At 51.9% G+C, this 19,510-nt stretch carries 17 protein-coding genes, 1 other RNA gene and 1 riboswitch; of the genes, 12 read left to right on the top strand and 6 right to left on the bottom strand.

Annotation, left to right across the window (positions count from 1 at the left end; genetic code table 11):
* Nucleotides 1–464 precede the first annotated feature (464 nt).
* Entirely contained in the window at nt 465–1,130 is a 666-nt protein-coding gene (locus BLP80_RS01505) for a DUF484 family protein (RefSeq protein ID WP_218120340.1), read from the top strand.
* 21 nt (nt 1,131–1,151) lie between these two features.
* A complete protein-coding gene (xerC, locus tag BLP80_RS01510; protein WP_090539433.1) occupies nt 1,152–2,057 on the top strand; it encodes a tyrosine recombinase XerC in 906 nt (301 codons plus the stop codon).
* A 171-nt stretch (nt 2,058–2,228) separates the two neighbouring features.
* On the opposite strand, the gene BLP80_RS01515 is transcribed toward xerC, so the two are convergent.
* Together BLP80_RS01515 and BLP80_RS01520 are read right to left on the bottom strand one after the other, a co-directional pair.
* On the bottom strand, nt 2,229–3,248 hold the full coding sequence (locus BLP80_RS01515; protein WP_090539435.1) for an NADPH-dependent aldehyde reductase Ahr: 1,020 nt from the start codon (nt 3,246–3,248) through the stop codon (nt 2,229–2,231).
* A 262-nt stretch (nt 3,249–3,510) separates the two neighbouring features.
* A complete protein-coding gene (locus BLP80_RS01520; protein WP_090539437.1) occupies nt 3,511–4,194 on the bottom strand; it encodes a zinc metallopeptidase in 684 nt (227 codons plus the stop codon).
* A gap of 154 nt (nt 4,195–4,348) precedes the next feature.
* Here BLP80_RS01520 and BLP80_RS01525 point away from each other — a divergent pair, with 154 nt between their 5' ends.
* On the top strand, nt 4,349–4,807 hold the full coding sequence (locus BLP80_RS01525; protein WP_090539439.1) for a rhodanese-like domain-containing protein: 459 nt from the start codon (nt 4,349–4,351) through the stop codon (nt 4,805–4,807).
* A gap of 69 nt (nt 4,808–4,876) precedes the next feature.
* Here the strand turns inward: BLP80_RS01525 and BLP80_RS01530 are convergent, their stop codons facing one another.
* Nucleotides 4,877–5,698: an undecaprenyl-diphosphate phosphatase gene (locus BLP80_RS01530; protein ID WP_090539441.1), complete on the bottom strand. Its 822-nt coding sequence runs from the start codon at nt 5,696–5,698 to the stop codon at nt 4,877–4,879.
* A 56-nt stretch (nt 5,699–5,754) separates the two neighbouring features.
* Nucleotides 5,755–7,650, bottom strand: a complete 1,896-nt coding sequence (thiC, locus tag BLP80_RS01535) for a phosphomethylpyrimidine synthase ThiC (RefSeq protein WP_090539443.1) — start codon at nt 7,648–7,650, stop codon at nt 5,755–5,757.
* Nucleotides 7,651–7,676: 26 nt separating this feature from the next.
* A riboswitch (TPP riboswitch) is annotated at nt 7,677–7,767 on the bottom strand.
* Nucleotides 7,768–7,948: 181 nt separating this feature from the next.
* Between thiC and BLP80_RS01540 the strand changes: the two genes are divergently transcribed.
* The 8 genes from BLP80_RS01540 (at nt 7,949) to panC (ending at nt 14,937) form a co-directional block, all read left to right on the top strand.
* The gene (locus tag BLP80_RS01540) at nt 7,949–8,614 is read left to right on the top strand and encodes a protein-L-isoaspartate O-methyltransferase family protein (protein WP_090539446.1); all 666 of its coding nucleotides are present in this window, start codon (nt 7,949–7,951) and stop codon (nt 8,612–8,614) included.
* Nucleotides 8,615–8,729: 115 nt separating this feature from the next.
* On the top strand, nt 8,730–10,025 hold the full coding sequence (locus tag BLP80_RS01545; RefSeq protein ID WP_256324908.1) for a TolC family outer membrane protein: 1,296 nt from the start codon (nt 8,730–8,732) through the stop codon (nt 10,023–10,025).
* A gap of 47 nt (nt 10,026–10,072) precedes the next feature.
* An RNA gene (gene rnpB, locus BLP80_RS01550) (RNase P RNA component class A) lies at nt 10,073–10,363 on the top strand.
* A 333-nt stretch (nt 10,364–10,696) separates the two neighbouring features.
* Nucleotides 10,697–12,097, top strand: coding sequence for a polynucleotide adenylyltransferase PcnB (pcnB, locus tag BLP80_RS01555; protein ID WP_090539449.1), 1,401 nt, complete (start codon nt 10,697–10,699; stop codon nt 12,095–12,097).
* 4 nt (nt 12,098–12,101) lie between these two features.
* Nucleotides 12,102–12,611, top strand: a complete 510-nt coding sequence (gene folK / locus BLP80_RS01560; RefSeq protein ID WP_090539451.1) for a 2-amino-4-hydroxy-6-hydroxymethyldihydropteridine diphosphokinase — start codon at nt 12,102–12,104, stop codon at nt 12,609–12,611.
* Nucleotides 12,608–13,261 carry a deoxynucleoside kinase gene (locus BLP80_RS01565; protein ID WP_090539452.1) on the top strand — a complete coding sequence of 218 codons (654 nt, stop codon included), beginning with the start codon at nt 12,608–12,610 and terminating at the stop codon, nt 13,259–13,261. The genes folK and BLP80_RS01565 overlap by 4 nt, the downstream gene beginning before the upstream one ends.
* 21 nt (nt 13,262–13,282) lie before the next feature.
* Entirely contained in the window at nt 13,283–14,074 is a 792-nt protein-coding gene (gene panB, locus BLP80_RS01570) for a 3-methyl-2-oxobutanoate hydroxymethyltransferase (protein WP_090539454.1), read from the top strand.
* A 32-nt stretch (nt 14,075–14,106) separates the two neighbouring features.
* Nucleotides 14,107–14,937, top strand: a complete 831-nt coding sequence (gene panC / locus BLP80_RS01575; protein WP_090539456.1) for a pantoate--beta-alanine ligase — start codon at nt 14,107–14,109, stop codon at nt 14,935–14,937.
* A gap of 62 nt (nt 14,938–14,999) precedes the next feature.
* Here the strand turns inward: panC and glgP are convergent, their stop codons facing one another.
* Complete coding sequence (glgP, locus tag BLP80_RS01580; RefSeq protein ID WP_090539458.1) at nt 15,000–17,555, bottom strand: alpha-glucan family phosphorylase; 2,556 nt, start codon at nt 17,553–17,555, stop codon at nt 15,000–15,002.
* Between the two features lie 36 nt (nt 17,556–17,591).
* Nucleotides 17,592–18,137 carry an oligoribonuclease gene (gene orn, locus BLP80_RS01585; RefSeq protein WP_090539461.1) on the bottom strand — a complete coding sequence of 182 codons (546 nt, stop codon included), beginning with the start codon at nt 18,135–18,137 and terminating at the stop codon, nt 17,592–17,594.
* Nucleotides 18,138–18,248: 111 nt separating this feature from the next.
* Here orn and BLP80_RS01590 point away from each other — a divergent pair, with 111 nt between their 5' ends.
* On the top strand, nt 18,249–19,505 hold the full coding sequence (locus BLP80_RS01590; protein ID WP_090539463.1) for a M48 family metallopeptidase: 1,257 nt from the start codon (nt 18,249–18,251) through the stop codon (nt 19,503–19,505).
* Nucleotides 19,506–19,510: the final 5 nt, after the last annotated feature.

Here is a 19,510-nt window from a genome sequence, read left to right on the forward strand (position 1 = left end):
CTTGCGTGCCATGCGCCCTCACCTGCCAATAAACAGCCGCCGCCAGCCATTCCTGCAAGCCGCCTTCGTTATTTATACTCGTCACCCTTCAAAATTCGGTTTTTATCATCCCTCATCCGGCCTTCTCCCAGCAGGGGAAGGGGGGAAGGTCGAGCGGCCGAATTTTGAAGGACGATGAGTATGCTTTCCATCTTACATTAAGATTGTGCAGTCGAATGGCTGAAAAGCGCGTGATTTTTCCCACATTAATGACTTGTCATCGGTCCGCAGCACTTCGACTTCTTTTCATTCTAACACCGATCGCCTTTCGGGAATATGACAATGATCTGCATGACGAACGGCGGAGACCCTGCTGCGGAAGCGGCATGGCGCGAGACAACCCGGAAGGACTCAATGGCTGAAAGTGGTCACACTGTTGAGGGGTTTATACGCTAATATCACCGTTTTTTGCTGACCAGGAAATCATGATGAAACCGGAAGATGTTGCACACTACCTGCGGGAAAATCCGCAGTTTTTCGATGACTATGCCGAAATGCTGGCGGATATCAGGATTCCGCATCCCCACGAGGGCCGGGTGATTTCGATCAGTGAGCGTCAGATGATCTCGCTGCGGGAGAAAAACCGCCAGCTGCAGGTCAAGCTGCATGAGCTGATCAATATCGGCGAGAATAATGACAAGATCAGCGAGAAAATGCATCGGCTGACGGTTGCGCTGGTGGAATTCAATTCGCTGGAAGCAATGCTGCACGGGCTGAATAATCATCTGCGCGATGATTTCGCCATTCCCCATGTGGCGTTACGCTTGTGGTCTTCAAACCAGGCTGCCGGCGAGGGACAACGCCTTGAATTCACGCCGGTCAGCGACACCGTGCACGCCCTCGTTGACAACATGGCGCGGCCTTACTGCGGCCCGCATCTGGCGGACGAGATCAATCAATGGTTTGGACAGGATGCGTCGTTGCTGCGCTCTTTCTGCATGATTCCGCTACGCAGGAAACATACCATTGGCTTGCTGGTGATGGGCAGCCCGGAACTGGAACGATTTTATCCCGACATGGGCACGCTTTATCTGGAGCGGTTAGGCGCGCTGATCACGAGCGCGCTGACCCGTCTCAAGAGCAAGGGCTGATAAGGGTAGAGATAGCGGCACATGAATTCCCCCGATCCTGACGAGAAGCCAGCGCTGGTCAGCGCTTACCTCGCTCATCTGACGCATGAGCGCAGGCTGTCACCGCTCACCGAAAAAAGTTATGCGCGGGATCTGGCTGTTTTGTTGCAGCTTTCTGAAGCAGTTCCCCTGAATCAGTTGCGGGCGCATGATATCCGCCACTTCGTCGCCAAGCTGCATGGGGGCGGCCTTTCCGGCAGAAGCCTGGCGAGAATGCTCTCCGCCTGGCGAGGTTTTTACCGCTATTTAAGCCGCCATCACGGCTATTCTGACAATCCCTGCAACGGCATGCGCGTCCCCAAATCGCCGAAGAACCTACCGCATGCGCTTTCCCCGGATGAAACCGCGCGGTTGATGGCGTTCGATCACGATGATCCGCTCAGCGTGCGCGATCGCGCCATGTTCGAGTTGTTTTATTCCTCGGGATTACGGCTCGCGGAATTGACGCAGCTTCGGCCAGAGGATATCCATTTTGTCGAGGGCACGGTGCGGGTGCAAGGAAAAGGCAGCAAGACGCGCGTGGTGCCCGTCGGCAGCTATGCCTTGCAGGCGCTTCAGGCATGGCTGACGCAGCGCGCAGGCATGCTGAAACCCGGAGAGACCGCGCTATTTGTGTCGCTGCGCGGCTGTCAAATCAGCCCCCGTGCAGTCGAGTACCGCCTGGACGCATGGGCTGCCCGGCAGAATCTCGGCAATCAGGTGCATCCTCATGCGCTGCGCCATTCGTTCGCTTCCCATGTGCTGCAATCCAGCGGGGATTTACGCGCTGTGCAGGAAATGCTGGGACATGCCAGCATCAGCACCACACAGGTCTATACCCATCTGGACTTTCAGCACCTCGCCAAAATTTACGATAGCGCTCATCCGCGTGCGAAGCGGAAAAAATAAGGCTGGCAGACCGTTCGGCCTTCGACAGTATGTCATAGGGGCAGACATGGGGTAGAGGCTAAATCTGGTGCAATGCGCTGCGCTTATTGCACCCTACGAACTGTGGTTGGCATTTTTGCGGGTATTCGGTCGGCACACTATCGTGCCCACCCTGCAGCCGCTGGTTTTAACTCAGAAAGAACCCGCATGATCCAGCACCACCCGATACCTCGCCTTGCCTGCCGCCAGATGGGCAATGGCGTCATTGACTTTATTGAGCGGGAAGTGCTCGACTTGCGGCGCAAGGTGGTGTCGTGCCGCAAAATCCAGCATGGCGGCGATGACCGCAGGCCCGCCGGTCGGCGATCCCGAAACGCTTTTCTGTCCCATGATCAGATCGAATGCGGGAATAGCCATCGGCTCCAGCACAGCGCCCACAACGTGCATGCGGCCATTCGGCTTCAGCGTTTTAAGCAGCAACGGCCAGTCGAGCGGCACATTCACGGTGATCATCAGAAAATCGAGCGAATTGGCCATTTTGAGGACTTCCGCACTGTTACGGCTGGAAACGACGCGATGCGCCCCAAATCCCCGGGTTTCTTCCGCTTTCGACAGGTCCGAGGTAAACGCTGTCACTTCGCAGCCCCAGGCGCGGGCAAATTGCAGTGCAAGGTGCCCAAGGCCGCCGATGCCGACAATGCCCACCCGGTCAGTGGGTTTTACGCCATAGGTCAGCAACGGCGCAAAGACCGTCACGCCGCCACAGAGCAGCGGTCCTGCGGAAGAGGCTTCAAGCGTGCCGGGTAAAGGAATCGCCCAGAGCCAGTGCGCGCGCACCCGCTCTGCAAAGCCGCCATGATGGCCGATAATCGTCGGCGCGGCTTCCCGGCAAAGATTATGGTTACCCGTCAGGCATTCATGGCAGTGCATGCAGCTATCGACATTCCAGCCTATGCCGACCCGCTGCCCGATCTTCAATTCCTTGGCGCGATCCCCCACTGCCACGATACGGCCGATCACTTCATGTCCCGGAATAAGGGGATAGCGCGACAATCCCCAATCATTATTGATAATCGAAAGATCAGAATGGCAAAGACCGCAGTATTCCACCGCCACTTCGACTTCTTCCGCGCCAAGCGGGCCAGCCTCATAAGTAAACGGTTCGAGTCTCTGTTTTGCGCCCTGCGCTGCCCATCCATTGATAGAAGTCATCCCACTCTCCTGTGCTTTTAACCCGAATATTTCATAAATGGGCACATGCCCATTTATGAAATATTCGGGTTAAATCGTATCGTTAAAGAAGCCGCCAAGCATCCGCTCGCTCCCGATATCATACAAGTTTGTCGAAGGAGGATCAGGACGCGCGGCCAATCCGGCGAACCGTATTGACATCCCTTTCAAGATACCATTATTGCTGGCGATACGCTTGCCGAAAAAAGAGGCGATTTATACTCATCGTATTTCTGCGACCGCGTTATCTGCGAATAATCGCCCACCAGCGCGCGATATTGAGCAAGGTCATGAGCGATGCGGAAACATACGTCCAGGCTGCGGCGGTGAGTAATCTCCGGGCATGCGGCGCGTCGCCCGGCTTGAGGTAATTTCCCTGCTCCAATATCGGCAGCGCACGCGCAAAACTTGCATTCATTTCCATCGGCAGGGTAATCAAGTGCACCAATGTCGAGGTTCCCAAAGTTAACAACCCTCCCGCCAAAAATAACGCCCCGACGATAGGCGCGCGGACCAATACCACCATGAGCGGCGCCAGCATGAGGATGCCCGCGCCCAGTTTTTCCGCCGGTGCGGCAAGCTGCACTAACCGGGTGCGCATTTTCAAAGGTAAATAGCCAGCCTGATCCTGAATCGCGTGACCCACTTCATGCGCCGCCACCGTAATCGCCGTGAGCGATCGGCCATTGAATTTATCCGAGGTAAGGCGAACCGCTTTTTCAAGCGGATCATAATGATCACCCAGCGCTGTGATCTCGACGCTGACTTGCGGCAAATTTGCCCGATCGAGCAAGGTACGGGCCAATTCCGCCCCCGTTGCCGCATAGCGATCGTCCGGCTGGCTATATTTCTCCATGATGTGCTTGACCCAATAGGAAGGTCCAACGACTAAAACAACGAGCAGAATGATCAATATCAAATAAAACATGGTGCTTTCTCGATTATCCAGGAAGAAAATTAATTTGCGATACGTTACATGAGATTCATCCTGACAGCATCAGTTCAGATGGGCATCGAGGGCTTTTTTTGCTTCAGCGCCTTACTTTGATTACACTGCTTGTTTTATCGATTAAAATAGGCCTATGGAAAAGGAAAACATCACCACGATACTGGAAAAAGCGCAGGAACGCGCCGAAGATATGGATTTGCCTTACAAAGGCGCTTTGTTACCCGATGAAGCCTTCGCATTGTTGCAGCACGCTCCCGATGCCAAACTGATCGATGTTCGCTGCAAAGCTGAGCTCGATTGGGTTGGCCGCATTCCCGGCGCAATCGAAGTCGAGCTGAAGCGCTACCCGGGCATGCAGCCTAATCCCGATTTTATTGACCAGATTGCGGAAAAAGTAGACCAAGACGATCTGATCATGTTTCTTTGCCGCAGCGGCGGACGCTCGGATTATGCGGCCATGATTGCCACGCAGTCAGATTTCCCCAATTGCTACAACATCCTGGAAGGATTCGAAGGCGACAAGGATGAAACGGGCCACCGTGGCCAAAAAGGGGGCTGGAAAGCGGCAGGTCTGCCCTGGGTGCAGAGTTAATCACCGGCGGGCATTTTGTGCCTCGTAAGGCGGCGCAATGCCCGATGGGCATGGCGCCCTGCCTTTAAACTAACCCGCTGACCAGGCAATCACGCCCGAGTAAGCGGTTACCAGGATGATGATGCCGAAGCCGATGCGATACCAGGCGAACAGCGTAAAATCATGGTGGCTGATATAGCGCAGCAATCCGCGGATCGCCAGCCATGCGCTCACAAAGGAGGCAAGAGAGCCCACGGCAAACATACTGAGATCTTCCATCTGCAGCAGGTCACGGCTTTTATAAACATCGTAAAAGGTGGCCGCAAACATGATCGGGATCGCCAGAAAAAAAGAAAACTCGGCGGCTGTCTTACGCGACAAACCAAACAGCAGACCGCCAATGATGGTGGCTCCCGACCGGGAGGTGCCCGGAATCAAGGCAAGACACTGGGCACAGCCCACTTTCAGCGCATGTTTCCAGTCCATTGCCTCCACCTGCTCGACATCCACCACATGATCGCGGCGCTCCGCCCATAAAATCAGCACACCGCCTATGATCAACGCCAAGGCCACCGGCAGCGGATGAAAGAGATAATACTTGATCGTCTTGATGAACAAGAATCCCAGGATGGCCGCGGGCAAAAAAGCGATCAGCAGGTTTAACAGGAAGCGATTCGATTCCTTCGACCCAATCCCGGTGGCAACCGCCATCAGGCGGGCGCGATACTCACAGCATACCGCCAGAATCGCGCCCAGCTGAATAGCCACGGTGAACACCTTGGCTTTGCCATCATTGAAATCGAGCAGATCCCCTATCAGGATCAAATGTCCCGTGGAAGAAATCGGCAGAAACTCGGTTAATCCCTCAACAATCCCGAGGGTCAATGCTTTGATTAGTATCAGCCAATCCATTTGCGTTCAAAGAACCCTAAAAAGAACCCTAAAAATAGCAAGATTTGAGAAAACGATCATAATTTACTGTAAATCTCCGCGCCTTTTTCCACGAACTCCGTGGATTTCTGCGCCATGCCTGCTTTCAGCGCCTCGTCCTCGGTGATGCCTTGATGCGCCGCATAATCACGCACGTCCTGAGTGATCTTCATTGAGCAGAAATTGGGGCCACACATCGAACAAAAATGAGCCAGCTTGGCGCCTTCCTGCGGCAGCGTTTCATCATGGAACTGTTTGGCTTTATCTGGATCCAGGCTGAGATTGAACTGATCATTCCAGCGAAACTCGAAGCGCGCCTTGGAAAGCGCATTGTCGCGAATTTGCGCGCCGGGATGCCCCTTGGCCAAATCAGCCGCATGCGCTGCAATCTTGTAGGTAATGATCCCATCCTTGACATCATCCTTATCAGGCAGTCCCAAGTGTTCCTTGGGGGTGACATAACATAGCATGGCTGTTCCATACCAGCCGATCATGGCGGCGCCAATCGCGGAGGTAATGTGATCGTAGCCAGGCGCAATATCGGTGGTAAGCGGCCCCAGGGTGTAAAACGGTGCTTCCTGACAATACTTGAGCTGCAAATCCATGTTCTCCTTGATCAAGTGCATGGGCACATGGCCCGGCCCTTCAATCATGACCTGCACATCATGTTTCCAGGCAATCTGCGTCAACTCGCCCAGTGTTTTCAATTCGGCAAACTGCGCTTCATCGTTGGCATCATAAATCGAACCGGGGCGAAGCCCATCTCCGAGTGAGAAACTGACATCATACGCTTTCATGATGTCGCAGATTTCCTCGAAATGCGTGTAGAGGAAACTCTCCCGATGATGCGCCAGGCACCATTTGGCCATGATCGAGCCGCCACGTGAAACAATCCCGGTCATGCGCTTGGCCGTCATGGGAATGAACGGTAAACGGACCCCGGCGTGAATGGTGAAGTAATCCACGCCCTGCTCTGCTTGTTCAAGCAAGGTATCGCGGAATATTTCCCAGGTTAGCTCCTCTGCTTTCCCATCGACTTTCTCCAGGGCCTGGTAAATGGGTACCGTACCGATCGGCACCGGACTGTTACGAATGATCCACTCGCGCGTTTCGTGGATATTCTTGCCAGTGGAAAGATCCATCACCGTGTCGCCTCCCCAGCGGATCGCCCAGGTCATTTTCTCGACTTCTTCCTGGATGCTGGAGCCCAATGCGGAATTACCAATGTTGGCGTTGATTTTGACCAGGAAATTACGCCCGATGATCATCGGCTCGGATTCCGGATGATTGATATTGGCGGGGATTATCGCGCGCCCGCGCGCGACCTCATCGCGCACAAACTCCGGGGTAATCAGGCGCGGAATCGCGGCGCCAAAATCCTGGCCGGGATGCTGGCGCGCGAGCCATTCATTACTTTGCACATCGATGCTTTCGCGGCGCTGGTTTTCCCGTATGGCAATATATTCCATCTCCGGGGTAATCATGCCCCTACGCGCATAGTGCATCTGCGTCACATTGGCGCCTGTCCTGGCACGCCGGGACGGGCGTTTGAGATTGAAGCGCATCTCCGCAAGCTTCGGATTATTCAGCCGCTCCCGGCTATAAGCGGAAGTCAGCCCTGAAAGTAAGTCGGTATCGCCACGCGCCTCGATCCATTGTTCGCGCAAGGGCGCTAACCCGGCACGAATATCGATCCTGACAGCCGGATCAGTATAGGGGCCGGAGGTATCGTAAACATAGATGGGAGGATTCTTTTCGGTGCCATCGCGCGTGGCCGTATCCGATTGACTGATCTCCCGCATGGGGACCTGAATATCAGGACGGGCGCCCTGCACATAGATCTTGCGCGAATTGGGCAGCGGCTTGATCGCAGCTTCATCCACCTGCGCAGTATCGCTCGTAAACTTTTCCAGCTTTGAAATAATTGTATTCATGTTATGCTCCTCAAATTACCGTAAGGAGCAGGGCTATTCCCAGCTTCCCTACGGCGGCGTTATCCGCATCAGGTATTAAGGGACTATCTCACCAGCACCCTGCCCCTGTGAAAACGTAGTTTCGTTAAAACGAAGTTTCGATAAAACGTAGTTTTGCTAACCAATCTACCGCGCACCACGATTTCTTCACAGGCTCTCTGGATAACTTCCAAGTGCGGACCCCTAGCTTAAGCTGTGAAACTAATAGAAATATGAAATAATTGCAAGCCTGTTTATTTCATCCATAAAAATAACGATTATGAAACTCGATACCAATCTCGAACAAAACCGCTTCAATATGGTTGAACAGCAAATTCGGACGTGGAGTGTTCTGGATACGACAGTTCTTAATTTACTTTACAAAGTACGGCGCGAAGAATTCGTACCGGCGGCTTATCGTTCGCTCGCCTTCACGGATATGGAAATCCCTTTGGAGCATGGCGCAGTCATGCTGACACCCAAGATGGAAGCGCGCATCCTGCAGGAATTACACCTCAAAAAGACCGATAAAATCCTTGAAGTGGGCAGCGGCAGCGGCTACATGACCGCCTTACTCGCAGAACTGGGTGCGCATGTTTACAGCGTTGAGATTGTACCCACGCTCTGCACCATGGCCAAGATCAATCTCCAGGTACATGGCATTACCAACGTCACCCTGGAACAAGGTGACGCCGCGCAAAGCTGGCCTCAGCATGGCCCCTATGATGTCATCGTGCTGACAGCTTCCATACCGGTGCTACCGGAGTCTTTCCAAAAAAGCCTTAATCCGGGGGGACGTTTGTTTGCGATTGTCGGGGAAGAGCCTTTGATGGAGGCAATGCTCGTTACGTGCGTCACGCCAGGTGTCTACCATACCAAAATACTGTTCGAAACCTGCACAGCGCCCCTCAGGAATGCCCTGCAACCACAGCGGTTCACTTTTTAATGTTTCTAATTGAGTACGATAGCTCACCATTTCAACAGAATAGGCGCGTTGGCATCACGCCTTATCCGGAAAAATCGTGCTCCAAGCGTTCATGAAAAATCTGCGATATTGGAGGATGGCGCTTGTGATCGGCGTCATGCTGCAAACACCTCTGCAAGCAGCCAGTCTCATGGATATTTATCATGAAGCGCTGGAGCAGGATGCGAAATATGGCTCCGAACGGGCGGCCTACATCGCAGCCCAGGAAAAACTGCCTCAAGGAAGAGCGGGATTACTGCCTAATATCAATTTCACAGGAACAGGTCAGAATCAGTATATCGATACCAACCTGGGTCCTGAGAGAGTGATCAAAAATCGTGGAATGGTCATCGCAGCCACCCAGCCGCTTATTCGCTTTGAAAATTTCATCATCTATGAACAATCAAAAAATCAGGTTATACAGGCTGATGCAAGGTTTGTTCTGGCTGCCCAGGATCTGATATTGCGCGTAGCGCAAGCGTATTTTGATGTCCTGATCGCCCAGAACAATCTTGAGGTGATGGGCGCCCAGAAAAAAGCCATCAGCGAACAACTGGAACAAGCCAAGCGCAACTTTGAGGTAGGCGTTGCCACGATCGTAGATACGCATGAAGCTCAAGCTCGTTATGATCTGACGGTCTCGCAAGAGATTTTGGCTAAAAATACGCTGGAGGTTAATAAGCGGAGTCTGCAAGGGATCATCAATCGATTTCCAGATTCCCTGTCCAGTACCAGCATAGATAAAATAGTGTCAGATTCGCTTACCCTGCCCTATGACGACATGGAAGAGTGGGTAGCATTGGCCGAGCAGAAAAATTTCTCTCTCAAAGTACAGCAAATCGCCTATGATCTGGCCGAGCAGGAAATCAAAAAGGCCAAGGCAGGCCATTACCCCACGCTTGATCTGGTCGCGCAGTACAGCAATCAACAGGGCGTCGGGGGCGCGATTACCGGGCGTGGTATCGATTTAGAATCGAAATCGGTAGGACTTCAGCTTAATGTACCCATATTCCAGGGACTTTCTGTGCAATCTCGTGTTCGCGAAGCGCTAGCCAATCGGGACAAGGCGCGTCAGGATCTGGAAAATGTCCGGAGAACCATCGGCCTGCAAGTACGCCAGCAATATCTGAATGTGACCAACGGCATTGCCCTGATCAAAGCTCAGAAGCAGGCGCTCACAACCAGCAAGAGCCAGCTGGACTCTACGGTGCTAGGACAGGAAGTTGGCGTCAGAACAGAAGTGGATGTTTTAAATGCGCAACAGCAGTTCTTTTCTGCACGCAGAGATTTGGCGCAAGCCTATTACACTTATCTGATGTCACGATTACGGCTGAAAGCCGAAGCGGGGGAATTGGATGAAGACGTGCTGAAAGAGATCAACGCGCTGCTATAGGATAAAAATCTATCCTTCCCGGTACAGGAAGTTGATAGAATGTATTCGAAGCTGACCAGACAGTCGCTGCCTGCGAAAGCAGGGAGAGGAAAGTCCGGACTCCATAGAGCGGGATGCCGGTTAATGGCCGGCCGTCGTGAGGCGAGGAATAGGGCCACAGAGACGAGCGTATTAAGTTACGGTGAAACGCGGTAACCTCCATCCGGAGCAAGACCAAATAGGCAGGCTACGATGCTGCTCGCTGAGCCTGCGGGTAGGTTGCTTGAGTACACGGGTAACTGTGCACCTAGAGGAATGACTGTCCAAGACAGAATCCGGCTTATCGGTCAGCTTCCCTTATTCCTGATCCTTTGATCCCAAGCCTGTTAGCGGCGTATTGATTGCATGACCAAGTGTATAATCCTAAAAACTGCAATTGACCGCTTGACCGGCAAGCCAAGCCCATGACATATAAAGACATCTTCGAAAATTTTTCATTCAACCAAATGGTAATGTCGCTACGGCGTGCATCGTACGTCGCTCCAGGCGCGCAGGCGGTGTTGCTCCCTATTGCAGAGAGCAGCCCTGTGGCCTTGTCGCGCCTTGCCTCACACCCGAATCGCCACACGCCCCCCTTCCGTTCAACCGCGGTTTTTAGGATAATCCGTGACTGATTCTTTCAGCGTTTTGCAATGATCCGTAAATTCTTTAAACGTATCTTCACGCGTAATCCACCTGCCGCCAACACCACTTCAGTGTTGCACACGGTATCGCGCAAGGAACATGGCATTACCCGCCAGCAAATTAGCCCGGCCGCATTAAAAGTGACGGTAGCCTTGCAGCAGGGCGGATTCTCCGCATTCGTAGTCGGTGGCGCTATTCGTGATTTATTGCTGGGATTGGAACCCAAGGATTTCGATGTGGCGACCAATGCTACACCGGAGCAGGTGCGTGGGCTATTTCGTCGTTCTCGCATCATTGGACGACGCTTTCGCCTGGTGCACGTCACCTATGGTACCGAGATTGTGGAAGTATCTACTTTTCGCGCCAATTGCGCTGCTGATGGTGACACGGACATGGCGGCCCAGAACCACGCCGATCAATACGGGCGCTTGCTGCAGGACAACATTTTTGGCAGTCAGGAAGAGGATGTGATGCGGCGTGATTTTACAATCAATGCGCTGTTTTATGATCCTGCCACTGAAGAAATTCTTGATTATCTGAATGGTTATGAGGATATCAAGGCCAAGCGCCTGCGCATCATTGGTGAACCGATCCAACGTTATCGGGAAGATCCCGTTCGCATGCTGCGGGCAGTTCGCCTAGCAGCCAAGCTGGATATCCAGCTTGATGATTCAACTGCAGCGCCCATAGGTGACTTGGCGCCGTTGTTGCAAAATGTGCCCGCGGCCCGATTATTCGATGAAATGCTGAAACTGTTGATGTCTGGCCACTCCCTTAGCTGTATCGTGGATTTGCGTATGCGCGGGCTTCATCACGGTTTGCTGCCCATGCTGGATGTGCTTCTTGAGCAGCCCCTCGGAGAACGCTTTATCACTTTAGCGCTTAAAAATACCGATGAGCGTGTCCAGCAGGATAAGCCCGTATCACCCGGCTTCCTGTTTGCGACCCTGCTCTGGCATGAAGTGCTCACCGCCTGGAACAAACGGCAAGCAGAAGGGGTAAAGCCTATTCCCGCCCTCCATATGGCGATGGTTGAAATCCTGGCATTACAACGCCAGCAGCTCGCCATCCCTCGGCGGCTGGATTCAATCATTTATGATATCTGGACACTCCAGCCGCACTTTGTGGCGCGGGCAGGACGCAGACCATTTCACTTGCTTGAACACCCGCGTTTCCGCGCGGCGTATGATTTTTTATGGCTACGCTGTGAAAGCGGCGAAGTCGATATGGAAGTGGGGCAATGGTGGAAAGTTTTCCAGCATACTGATGCCGCCACCCGCGAAGCAATGCTGTTAAAGGAAACCACACCCAAACGGCGCAAGAGAAGCAAGCGGCGTCGCAAGCCAGCAGAATCGGCAGACCATAAAAAAAGCGATGTGACCAATTTAGCGCCCCCTACGGAAACATGATCTGATGCCCGCTACTGGAACCCAACCAGCCAGACAAGCCTTTATTGGTTTAGGCAGCAATCTGAAAAACCCCCTATACCAAATCAGACGAGCCATTTCACTGCTTGCAGCGCTTCCCGATAGCCGCTTGATAAAACAATCTTCCCTGTACCGCAGCGCGCCAATGGGAGCAGTTGATCAACCTGATTTCATTAATGCAGTGGTCCACCTGCAAACAACGCTGATGCCTCATGATCTTCTCAGGGCGTTACTCGAAATCGAGCGGCGTTGCGGACGCATTCGAACCTATCCCAACGCGCCGCGCACCCTCGACCTTGACTTATTGTTATATGATGATCTGCAATGCCATGAGGAAGGCTTAACATTGCCACACCCCCGCATGCATGAGCGCGCGTTCGTATTGCAGCCACTCATGGAGATCAAACAGGATTGCATGATTCCCGGACAGGGATTAGTTACCGGCCTGCTGGCCGCCTGTACTGAACAACGACTGGAATGTATTTCAACATCATGATACTGGAAAAATACCACTATATTGTCATCGAAGGTCCTATTGGTGCGGGTAAAACCAGCCTTGCCCAGAATATGGCAGACTACCTGGAATGCGCCTTATTACTGGAGTGTCCGGAAGAAAACCCTTTCCTTGGAAAATTTTATGGCGATATCTCGCGTTACGCATTGCCAACTCAACTCTCCTTTTTACTCCAGCGCATCAACCAATTCCGGGGCTGGACGCAAGCTGACCTGCTCTCAAGACCGATGATCAGCGATTTCTTATTGGAGAAAGACCAATTATTTGCCCGCATCACGCTGAGCCCATCCGAATTTGATCTCTATCAGAAAATTTATCATCAAATGCAGCCTCAGGCACCTTTCCCTGATCTGGTCATTTATCTTCAGGCTTCACCGGAGAAGCTGCTCGAGCGAATCAAGCGTCGCGGCAACGCTTACGAAAAAAATATATCCGAAGAATATCTGTATAAATTGTCCAGTAGCTACACGCAGTTTTTTCATCAATACGATAAAGCGCCCGTGATCACTGTCAATAGCGACAATCTCAATTTTGCCAACAACACGGCTGATTTTAACCTGTTGCTCCAGCGCATCAGCCAGATGCGAGGCGCACGGGAATATTTCAACTGCGGTCTTAGGGAATATCTATAAGTCGTTAAGGACTAAATTGACATGAGAATAACTCGAGATACCTTACAGAGAATGCACGCAGCAGGCAGCAAAATCGCCGCGCTCACTTGCTATGATGCCGCCTTTGCCGCCCTGCTGGAGAATGCAGGAGTCGATATGCTATTGGTGGGCGATTCGTTGGGGAATGTTCTGCAAGGCCATGCCAGCACCTTGCCCGTGACACTGGATGACATGATTTATCATACCCAGTGCGTCGTGCGTGGATCAAGCAAAGCGTTCATCATGGTCGACATGCCTTTTGGCACGTTTCAGATATCCCCTGAAGAAACCTTCATGCATGCCGCCAAGCTCATGGCCGCAGGCGCGCAAATGGTCAAGATTGAAGGCGGTCAGGTGATGACTGACACCATTGATTTTCTTACCCAGCGGGGTATCCCGGTATGTGCGCATATCGGCCTGCTGCCGCAATCCGTTCATCAGCTTGGGGGTTATAAAGTCCAGGGAAGAACAGCTAACGAAGCGGAACAGCTCCTGAACGACGCTATTCTTTTACAGGAAGCGGGAGCCGGCATGTTGTTAATGGAAACGATTCCAGCTTCCTTAGCCGGCAAGATTAGCCGGGAACTTTCCATTCCCACCATCGGCATCGGCGCGGGGGCAGATTGCTCTGCTCAGGTACTGGTTCTGCACGACATGCTGGGAATCTATTCGGGAAACAAACCGCGTTTCATCAAGAATTTCATGATAGGTGCAGAGAGCGTCCAGGCAGCGATCGCGCATTATGTCGCAGAAGTGAAGGCCGGGAAATTCCCGGCAGCAGAGCATGCCTTCTAACCACAAGCTTCAATTCTCTCAAAGCGCTACCCGTGGAAATCATTACTGATATTGCAGCGTTGCGAACTCGCCTGCAACGCGAGCCATCGATTGCACTGGTGCCCACCATGGGCAATTTGCACGAGGGTCATTTGTCTCTGGTGCAAATTGCACAGCAGAATGCAGGCTGTACCGTGGTGAGTATTTTCGTCAATCGCCTGCAATTTGCGCCCCATGAAGATTTTGATCGTTATCCGCGCACTCAGGCAAACGATTGCCAGCTTCTCCAGAAGCTCGGTGTTGATATCGTATTTTTACCTGATGAAAAAACGCTTTATCCCGTCCCCCAGGAATTCCAACTGCTGCTCCCGCCGCTAGCCGATACGCTGGAAGGCGCATGCCGCCCCGGATTTTTTCGAGGCGTGGCGATCGTCGTACTGAAATTGTTCAATATCGTCCAGCCGCAGTTAGCCCTATTTGGTAAGAAAGATTACCAACAATTGCACATCGTGCGAAACATGGTGCAGCAATTGAATCTACCCATCGATATCATGACGGGTGAAACGGTGCGTTCTGAAGACGGACTCGCGCTGAGCTCCCGTAACAGCTATCTGAGTGGAGTGGAACGACAGCAGGCGAGTCATCTATTTCGTACTTTGCTCCAAATAAAGCAAGCCATAGAACGAGGCCATCGTGACTTCCGGTCACTGGAAGAATCCGCAGAATCGGACCTTACCAGCCACGGATGGCAAGTCGACTACATCGCCTTGCAGCAGCGTGAAACGCTCCTGCCTGCCCATGCCAGCGACACTGATCTGGTCATCCTCGGCGCAGCAAGGCTGGGCCAGATCCGGCTGATTGATAATCTGGAAATTTCGGGCTAGCCCAATACGAGCAAGCAAAAAAACAAAGCATCATCCAGCCCAATAACATTCCGGGAAAAACGCTACAACCATACCATCCTACCCATCTCCAGCGGGTGGGTCAGCAGCGGATGGCAAGGATACATGCGCAAATAGTATTCCTGCTTACCACATAACTCAGGCATGTGATGCAGCTCGAATAAATGCTCGCCAGTCGCGTCCACTTCGGCAAACTCAAAACGGAAACGCTGGAAACTGTTCAGTCTCATTTTCTTGTACTGTCGGCAAAGTAACAGTTCCACCGCTACATCGTCTGGCTGCAAGCCATTTAATTTGGCTGCCACCTTGAAATTCAGGGTAGTGCCAAAATCAATCTGCTTGCATGGCGTATCCAGCCGTCGCAGCGAGACATCTCCCCATGCCGCCCTTACTTTCGCCTTCCAGGCAGCGATGCTTTTGGCATTGGCAAAATCATCCCGAGCATATTGCGCGCCTTGCTCATTAGCGGCCACGTAAAATTTGTTGACATATTCGTTCACCATGCGCGTCGCATTGTAGCGCGGTAATAGAGAAGTCATTGAGTATTTGGCCATCTTGACCCATTCTGAAGAATAGCCGAATTTGCCGCGACGATAATACATAGGAATGACCTGATCCTGCAGAATCTCGTAAAACGACTGACTCTCATCCTTATCCCGCAAGACAGCTTCCGTATCATCCGACGCCGGTTTGACTGCCCAGCCATTTTTGCCATCGTAGCCCTCTTCCCACCAGCCATCGAGCACACTCACATTAAGCGTGCCATTGATCCCTGCCTTCATGCCGGAAGTGCCACTCGCTTCAAGGGGATAAATGGGGCTATTGAGCCAGACGTCCACCCCCGCCACCAACCTGCGAGCAAGGCGCATATCATAGTTCTCCACCAGCAGAATCCGCCCTTCAAATTCCGGCATGCGTGATACCTGGCTAATCCGTCGAATCAAATCCTGGCCTGGAATATCCGCTGGATGGGCTTTGCCCGAAAAAATGAGTAGCACCGGGTGTTCCGGGTCAAGCAGAATTCTTCTTAACCAGTCGAGGTTCTCGAATAACAAGGTCGCGCGTTTATAAGTCGCAAAGCGACGTGCGAAGCCTAATACCAGCACATTGGGGTTAATCGGATCGACCAGCTTCAAGAGCCGATCGAGATGAGCTTCTGAACCGCTATTACGTCTATTTTGTTCGGTCAAGCGTGCACGGATGCCATAAAACATTTGTGATTTCAGCGTCTGCCGCACACTCCAGAACAGATGATCAGGAATGGCGTCTACCAATGACCAGAATTCCGTGTCGCACATCTTGCTGCGCCATTCGTAGCCAAGGTAGCGATCAAACAGATCGGACCACTCCTGCGCCAGAAAAGTCGGCACATGCACCCCATTGGTGATATAGGCAATCGGATTTTCCTCGGGCTCGATCTGCGGCCAGAGATCATGGCAAATACGGGCAGACACATCACCATGTATCTTGCTGACACCGTTATGCGTGCGTGACATATGGATAGCCAGCGCCGTCATATTGAAATCATCACAACCTGGCATATGCCCCAGCGCCATAAATTCTTCCCAGGAAATCTTCAGATCATGGCAAAACCCACTAAAATAGTCATGCATCATGGCTTTGGAGAAATGGTCATGCCCGGCGGGTACGGCAGTATGCGTGGTAAACACGGTATTGACCGCCACTGCTTCAACCGCACTGGCAAAATCCAGTCCCTGCCGCACCAGATTGCGCGCCCGCTCCAGCATCATAAATGCCGCGTGCCCTTCGTTACTGTGCCATACAGTGGGTTTGATCCCCATTTCCTGTAATGCGCTAACCCCCCCTATCCCCAGAATGATTTCCTGCTCAATGCGCAGCGTTTTATCTCCGCCATAAAGCTGATGGGTGATCAAGCGATCATTCTGGGGATTCTCCGGCAAATCGGTATCCAGCAAATACAAACTCACATGACCTATGATAACTTGCCATACTTTCGCTATCACCTTACGTCCCGGCAGAGCCACCTGCACACGGACTTCTGAACCATCATCATGCAAAGCCGGCTTCACGGGCAGATCTTCAAAATCTGAATCGGTATAAACCGCCTGCTGATTACCCTGACTATCGATAGTCTGGAAGAAATAACCTTGCCGATAAAGCAGACCGACCGCAACAAAAGGTAGGCATAAATCACTGGCGGCCTTGCAGTGGTCTCCTGCCAGGATACCCAGCCCTCCTGAATAGACCGGAAGGCTTTCATGGAAGCCAAATTCAAAGCAAAAATAAGCAACCCGATCGCCCGGGTTGAAACCTTCGATGTGATTGTACTGCAAAGACTCTGAATGATAGGAATCATAAGCTAATAACACGCTGTTATAGCTGGAAAGAAACGTTTGATCCGCCGCAGCTTTGTATAGCAATGACTCATCGACTCGCTTGAGGAAAGCTTTGGGATTATGCCCGGTAGCTTCCCACAAACGTGGATCGATACGGGAAAACAAAGCACGTGTTTCGCGATCCCAGCTATACCAAAGATTATTGGCTAACTCCTCCATGCGGGACAGACGGGAGGGTATTTTGGGATTGACTGTGACGGTGAATGCAGTTCGGATACTCATTGATTGCTCTCCTTGACGAGATAAATACCGTGATGGTCATGGGACGATAAAATGCTCGCGATAATATTTTAATTCGTTGATCGAATCATAAATATCTGCCAGCGCTTCATGTTTACTTTCCTTGCTCAGCCCCGCCATGATGCCGGGTTTCCAACGTTTAGCCAGTTCCTTGAGGGTGCTGACATCCAGGTTACGGTAATGAAAGTAAGCTTCCAGCTGTGGCATGGCGCGAGCAAGAAAGCGCCGATCCTGGCAAATCGAATTACCACACATCGGTGAGGTAGCGGAGGGTACATGGGCTTGTAAAAAAACCAGCATACTCGCCTCTGCCTGCGCTTCCGTAATTCTGGAAGCTTTGACCTTATCAATCAACCCAGATTTAGCATGCGTCGATTGATTCCATTTATCCATGCCATCCAGCATGGCGGTTGGCTGCGACACCACCAATACCGGCGCTTCCGCCACCACATTGAGTTGTGAATCGGTCACGACCAGGGCGATTTCAATGATACGGTCGGTATCAGGATTCAAACCGGTCATTTCCATGTCTATCCAGATGAGGTTATTACTATCTTGTGCCATAATGAACTTTCTTGAATTTTAATAGATTGATTGTGTCATATTGCAAGTTGCCCGTCACTTTATGATAGGCGAACGCAAATTTCGTTATATTTCCATCCCGACTATATTGCTATGCAAACTTTCACTGCTATATTTATCATTGCACTATTATTGACTACCTTTACCCAATTGTGGCTAGCTACGCGGCACATCCGTCATATTCGCGCCTATCGCGGCAATGTTCCACCAGATTTCGCATCACAAATTGATCTTGCGGCCCATCAAAAAGCTGCCGATTATACCTGCGCTAAAACCCGCCTGGATTATCCCAGTACCTTAATGCATGTCCTCCTGCTACTGACACTCACGCTGGGAGGCGGATTGAATGTTCTCGCAAACTTCTGGGCGAACTGGTTTACCGATCCGATACAACATGGCATGGCGCTTATTATCAGCACGGCTTTGCTGTTGAGCGCGACCGAAATCCCTTTTAGTTATTACCGGACTTTTGTCATCGAGCAGCAGTTTGGCTTCAACAAGATGACACCAGCCATGTTTTTTTCTGATCTCATCAAGCAATATGCATTAGGCCTGCTGCTGGGTGCGCCATTGTTGTTCGGCATTTTATGGCTGATGGAAAAAATGGGCGATAACTGGTGGCTTTATGCCTGGCTCGCATGGGTCGCTTTCAACCTCTTCCTGCTGGCCGTTTATCCGACATGGATCGCGCCCCTGTTCAACAAATTTTCACCCCTGGAAGACGCTTCTCTCAGAACGCGTATTGAGCAGCTTTTGCATAAGTGTGGTTTTAAATCCAGCGGTTTGTTCGTGATGGATGGATCACGCCGCAGCAACCATGGTAACGCGTATTTCACCGGCTTTGGCAAAACCAAACGCATCGTCTTTTTCGATACCTTGCTATCGCGTCTCGAAGCAACGGAAGTAGAGGCCGTACTTGCCCACGAGCTCGGTCATTTCAAACGCTATCACGTCATCAAACGAATCGTCTGGTCATTCCTCGTCAGCCTGGCATTTTTGTGGTTATTAGGTTATCTGATGCAGCAGGATTGGTTCTACCAAGGATTAGGCGCTTCTACCGCATCCCTTTCCTCCACGGCCATGGCGCTGCTGCTGTTTTTTCTGGTGATGCCGGTATTTACTTTTTTGCTGCACCCCCTCTCTAGCCTATACTCCCGTAAACATGAATTCGAGGCAGATGAATATGCGGCACAGAATGCTTCTGCAGCTGATTTGATTCGTGCTTTAGTAAAACTTTATCAGGATAATGCGGCAACGCTCACGCCTGATCCCTTGCATTCCGCTTTTTACGATTCGCATCCTCCGGCGGCGATTCGTATTGCCCAACTCAAAAAACTCATTTCCGTATAGGTGTG

The organism is Nitrosomonas sp. Nm132, from assembly GCF_900100485.1.
In the GTDB taxonomy this organism is placed as follows: Bacteria; Pseudomonadota; Gammaproteobacteria; order Burkholderiales; family Nitrosomonadaceae; genus Nitrosomonas.

Excerpts from the sequence above, each read along its gene's own strand:
- BLP80_RS01505 (WP_218120340.1), top strand. The coding sequence starts at position 465 with ATGATGAAACCGGAAGATGTTGCACACTACCTGCGGGAAAATCCGCAG.
- xerC (WP_090539433.1), top strand. The coding sequence starts at position 1,152 with ATGAATTCCCCCGATCCTGACGAGAAGCCAGCGCTGGTCAGCGCTTAC.
- BLP80_RS01515 (WP_090539435.1), bottom strand. The coding sequence starts at position 3,248 with ATGACTTCTATCAATGGATGGGCAGCGCAGGGCGCAAAACAGAGACTC.
- BLP80_RS01520 (WP_090539437.1), bottom strand. The coding sequence starts at position 4,194 with ATGTTTTATTTGATATTGATCATTCTGCTCGTTGTTTTAGTCGTTGGA.
- BLP80_RS01525 (WP_090539439.1), top strand. The coding sequence starts at position 4,349 with ATGGAAAAGGAAAACATCACCACGATACTGGAAAAAGCGCAGGAACGC.
- BLP80_RS01530 (WP_090539441.1), bottom strand. The coding sequence starts at position 5,698 with ATGGATTGGCTGATACTAATCAAAGCATTGACCCTCGGGATTGTTGAG.
- thiC (WP_090539443.1), bottom strand. The coding sequence starts at position 7,650 with ATGAATACAATTATTTCAAAGCTGGAAAAGTTTACGAGCGATACTGCG.
- BLP80_RS01540 (WP_090539446.1), top strand. The coding sequence starts at position 7,949 with ATGAAACTCGATACCAATCTCGAACAAAACCGCTTCAATATGGTTGAA.
- BLP80_RS01545 (WP_256324908.1), top strand. The coding sequence starts at position 8,730 with ATGGCGCTTGTGATCGGCGTCATGCTGCAAACACCTCTGCAAGCAGCC.
- pcnB (WP_090539449.1), top strand. The coding sequence starts at position 10,697 with ATGATCCGTAAATTCTTTAAACGTATCTTCACGCGTAATCCACCTGCC.
- folK (WP_090539451.1), top strand. The coding sequence starts at position 12,102 with ATGCCCGCTACTGGAACCCAACCAGCCAGACAAGCCTTTATTGGTTTA.
- BLP80_RS01565 (WP_090539452.1), top strand. The coding sequence starts at position 12,608 with ATGATACTGGAAAAATACCACTATATTGTCATCGAAGGTCCTATTGGT.
- panB (WP_090539454.1), top strand. The coding sequence starts at position 13,283 with ATGAGAATAACTCGAGATACCTTACAGAGAATGCACGCAGCAGGCAGC.
- glgP (WP_090539458.1), bottom strand. The coding sequence starts at position 17,555 with ATGAGTATCCGAACTGCATTCACCGTCACAGTCAATCCCAAAATACCC.
- orn (WP_090539461.1), bottom strand. The coding sequence starts at position 18,137 with ATGGCACAAGATAGTAATAACCTCATCTGGATAGACATGGAAATGACC.
- BLP80_RS01590 (WP_090539463.1), top strand. The coding sequence starts at position 18,249 with ATGCAAACTTTCACTGCTATATTTATCATTGCACTATTATTGACTACC.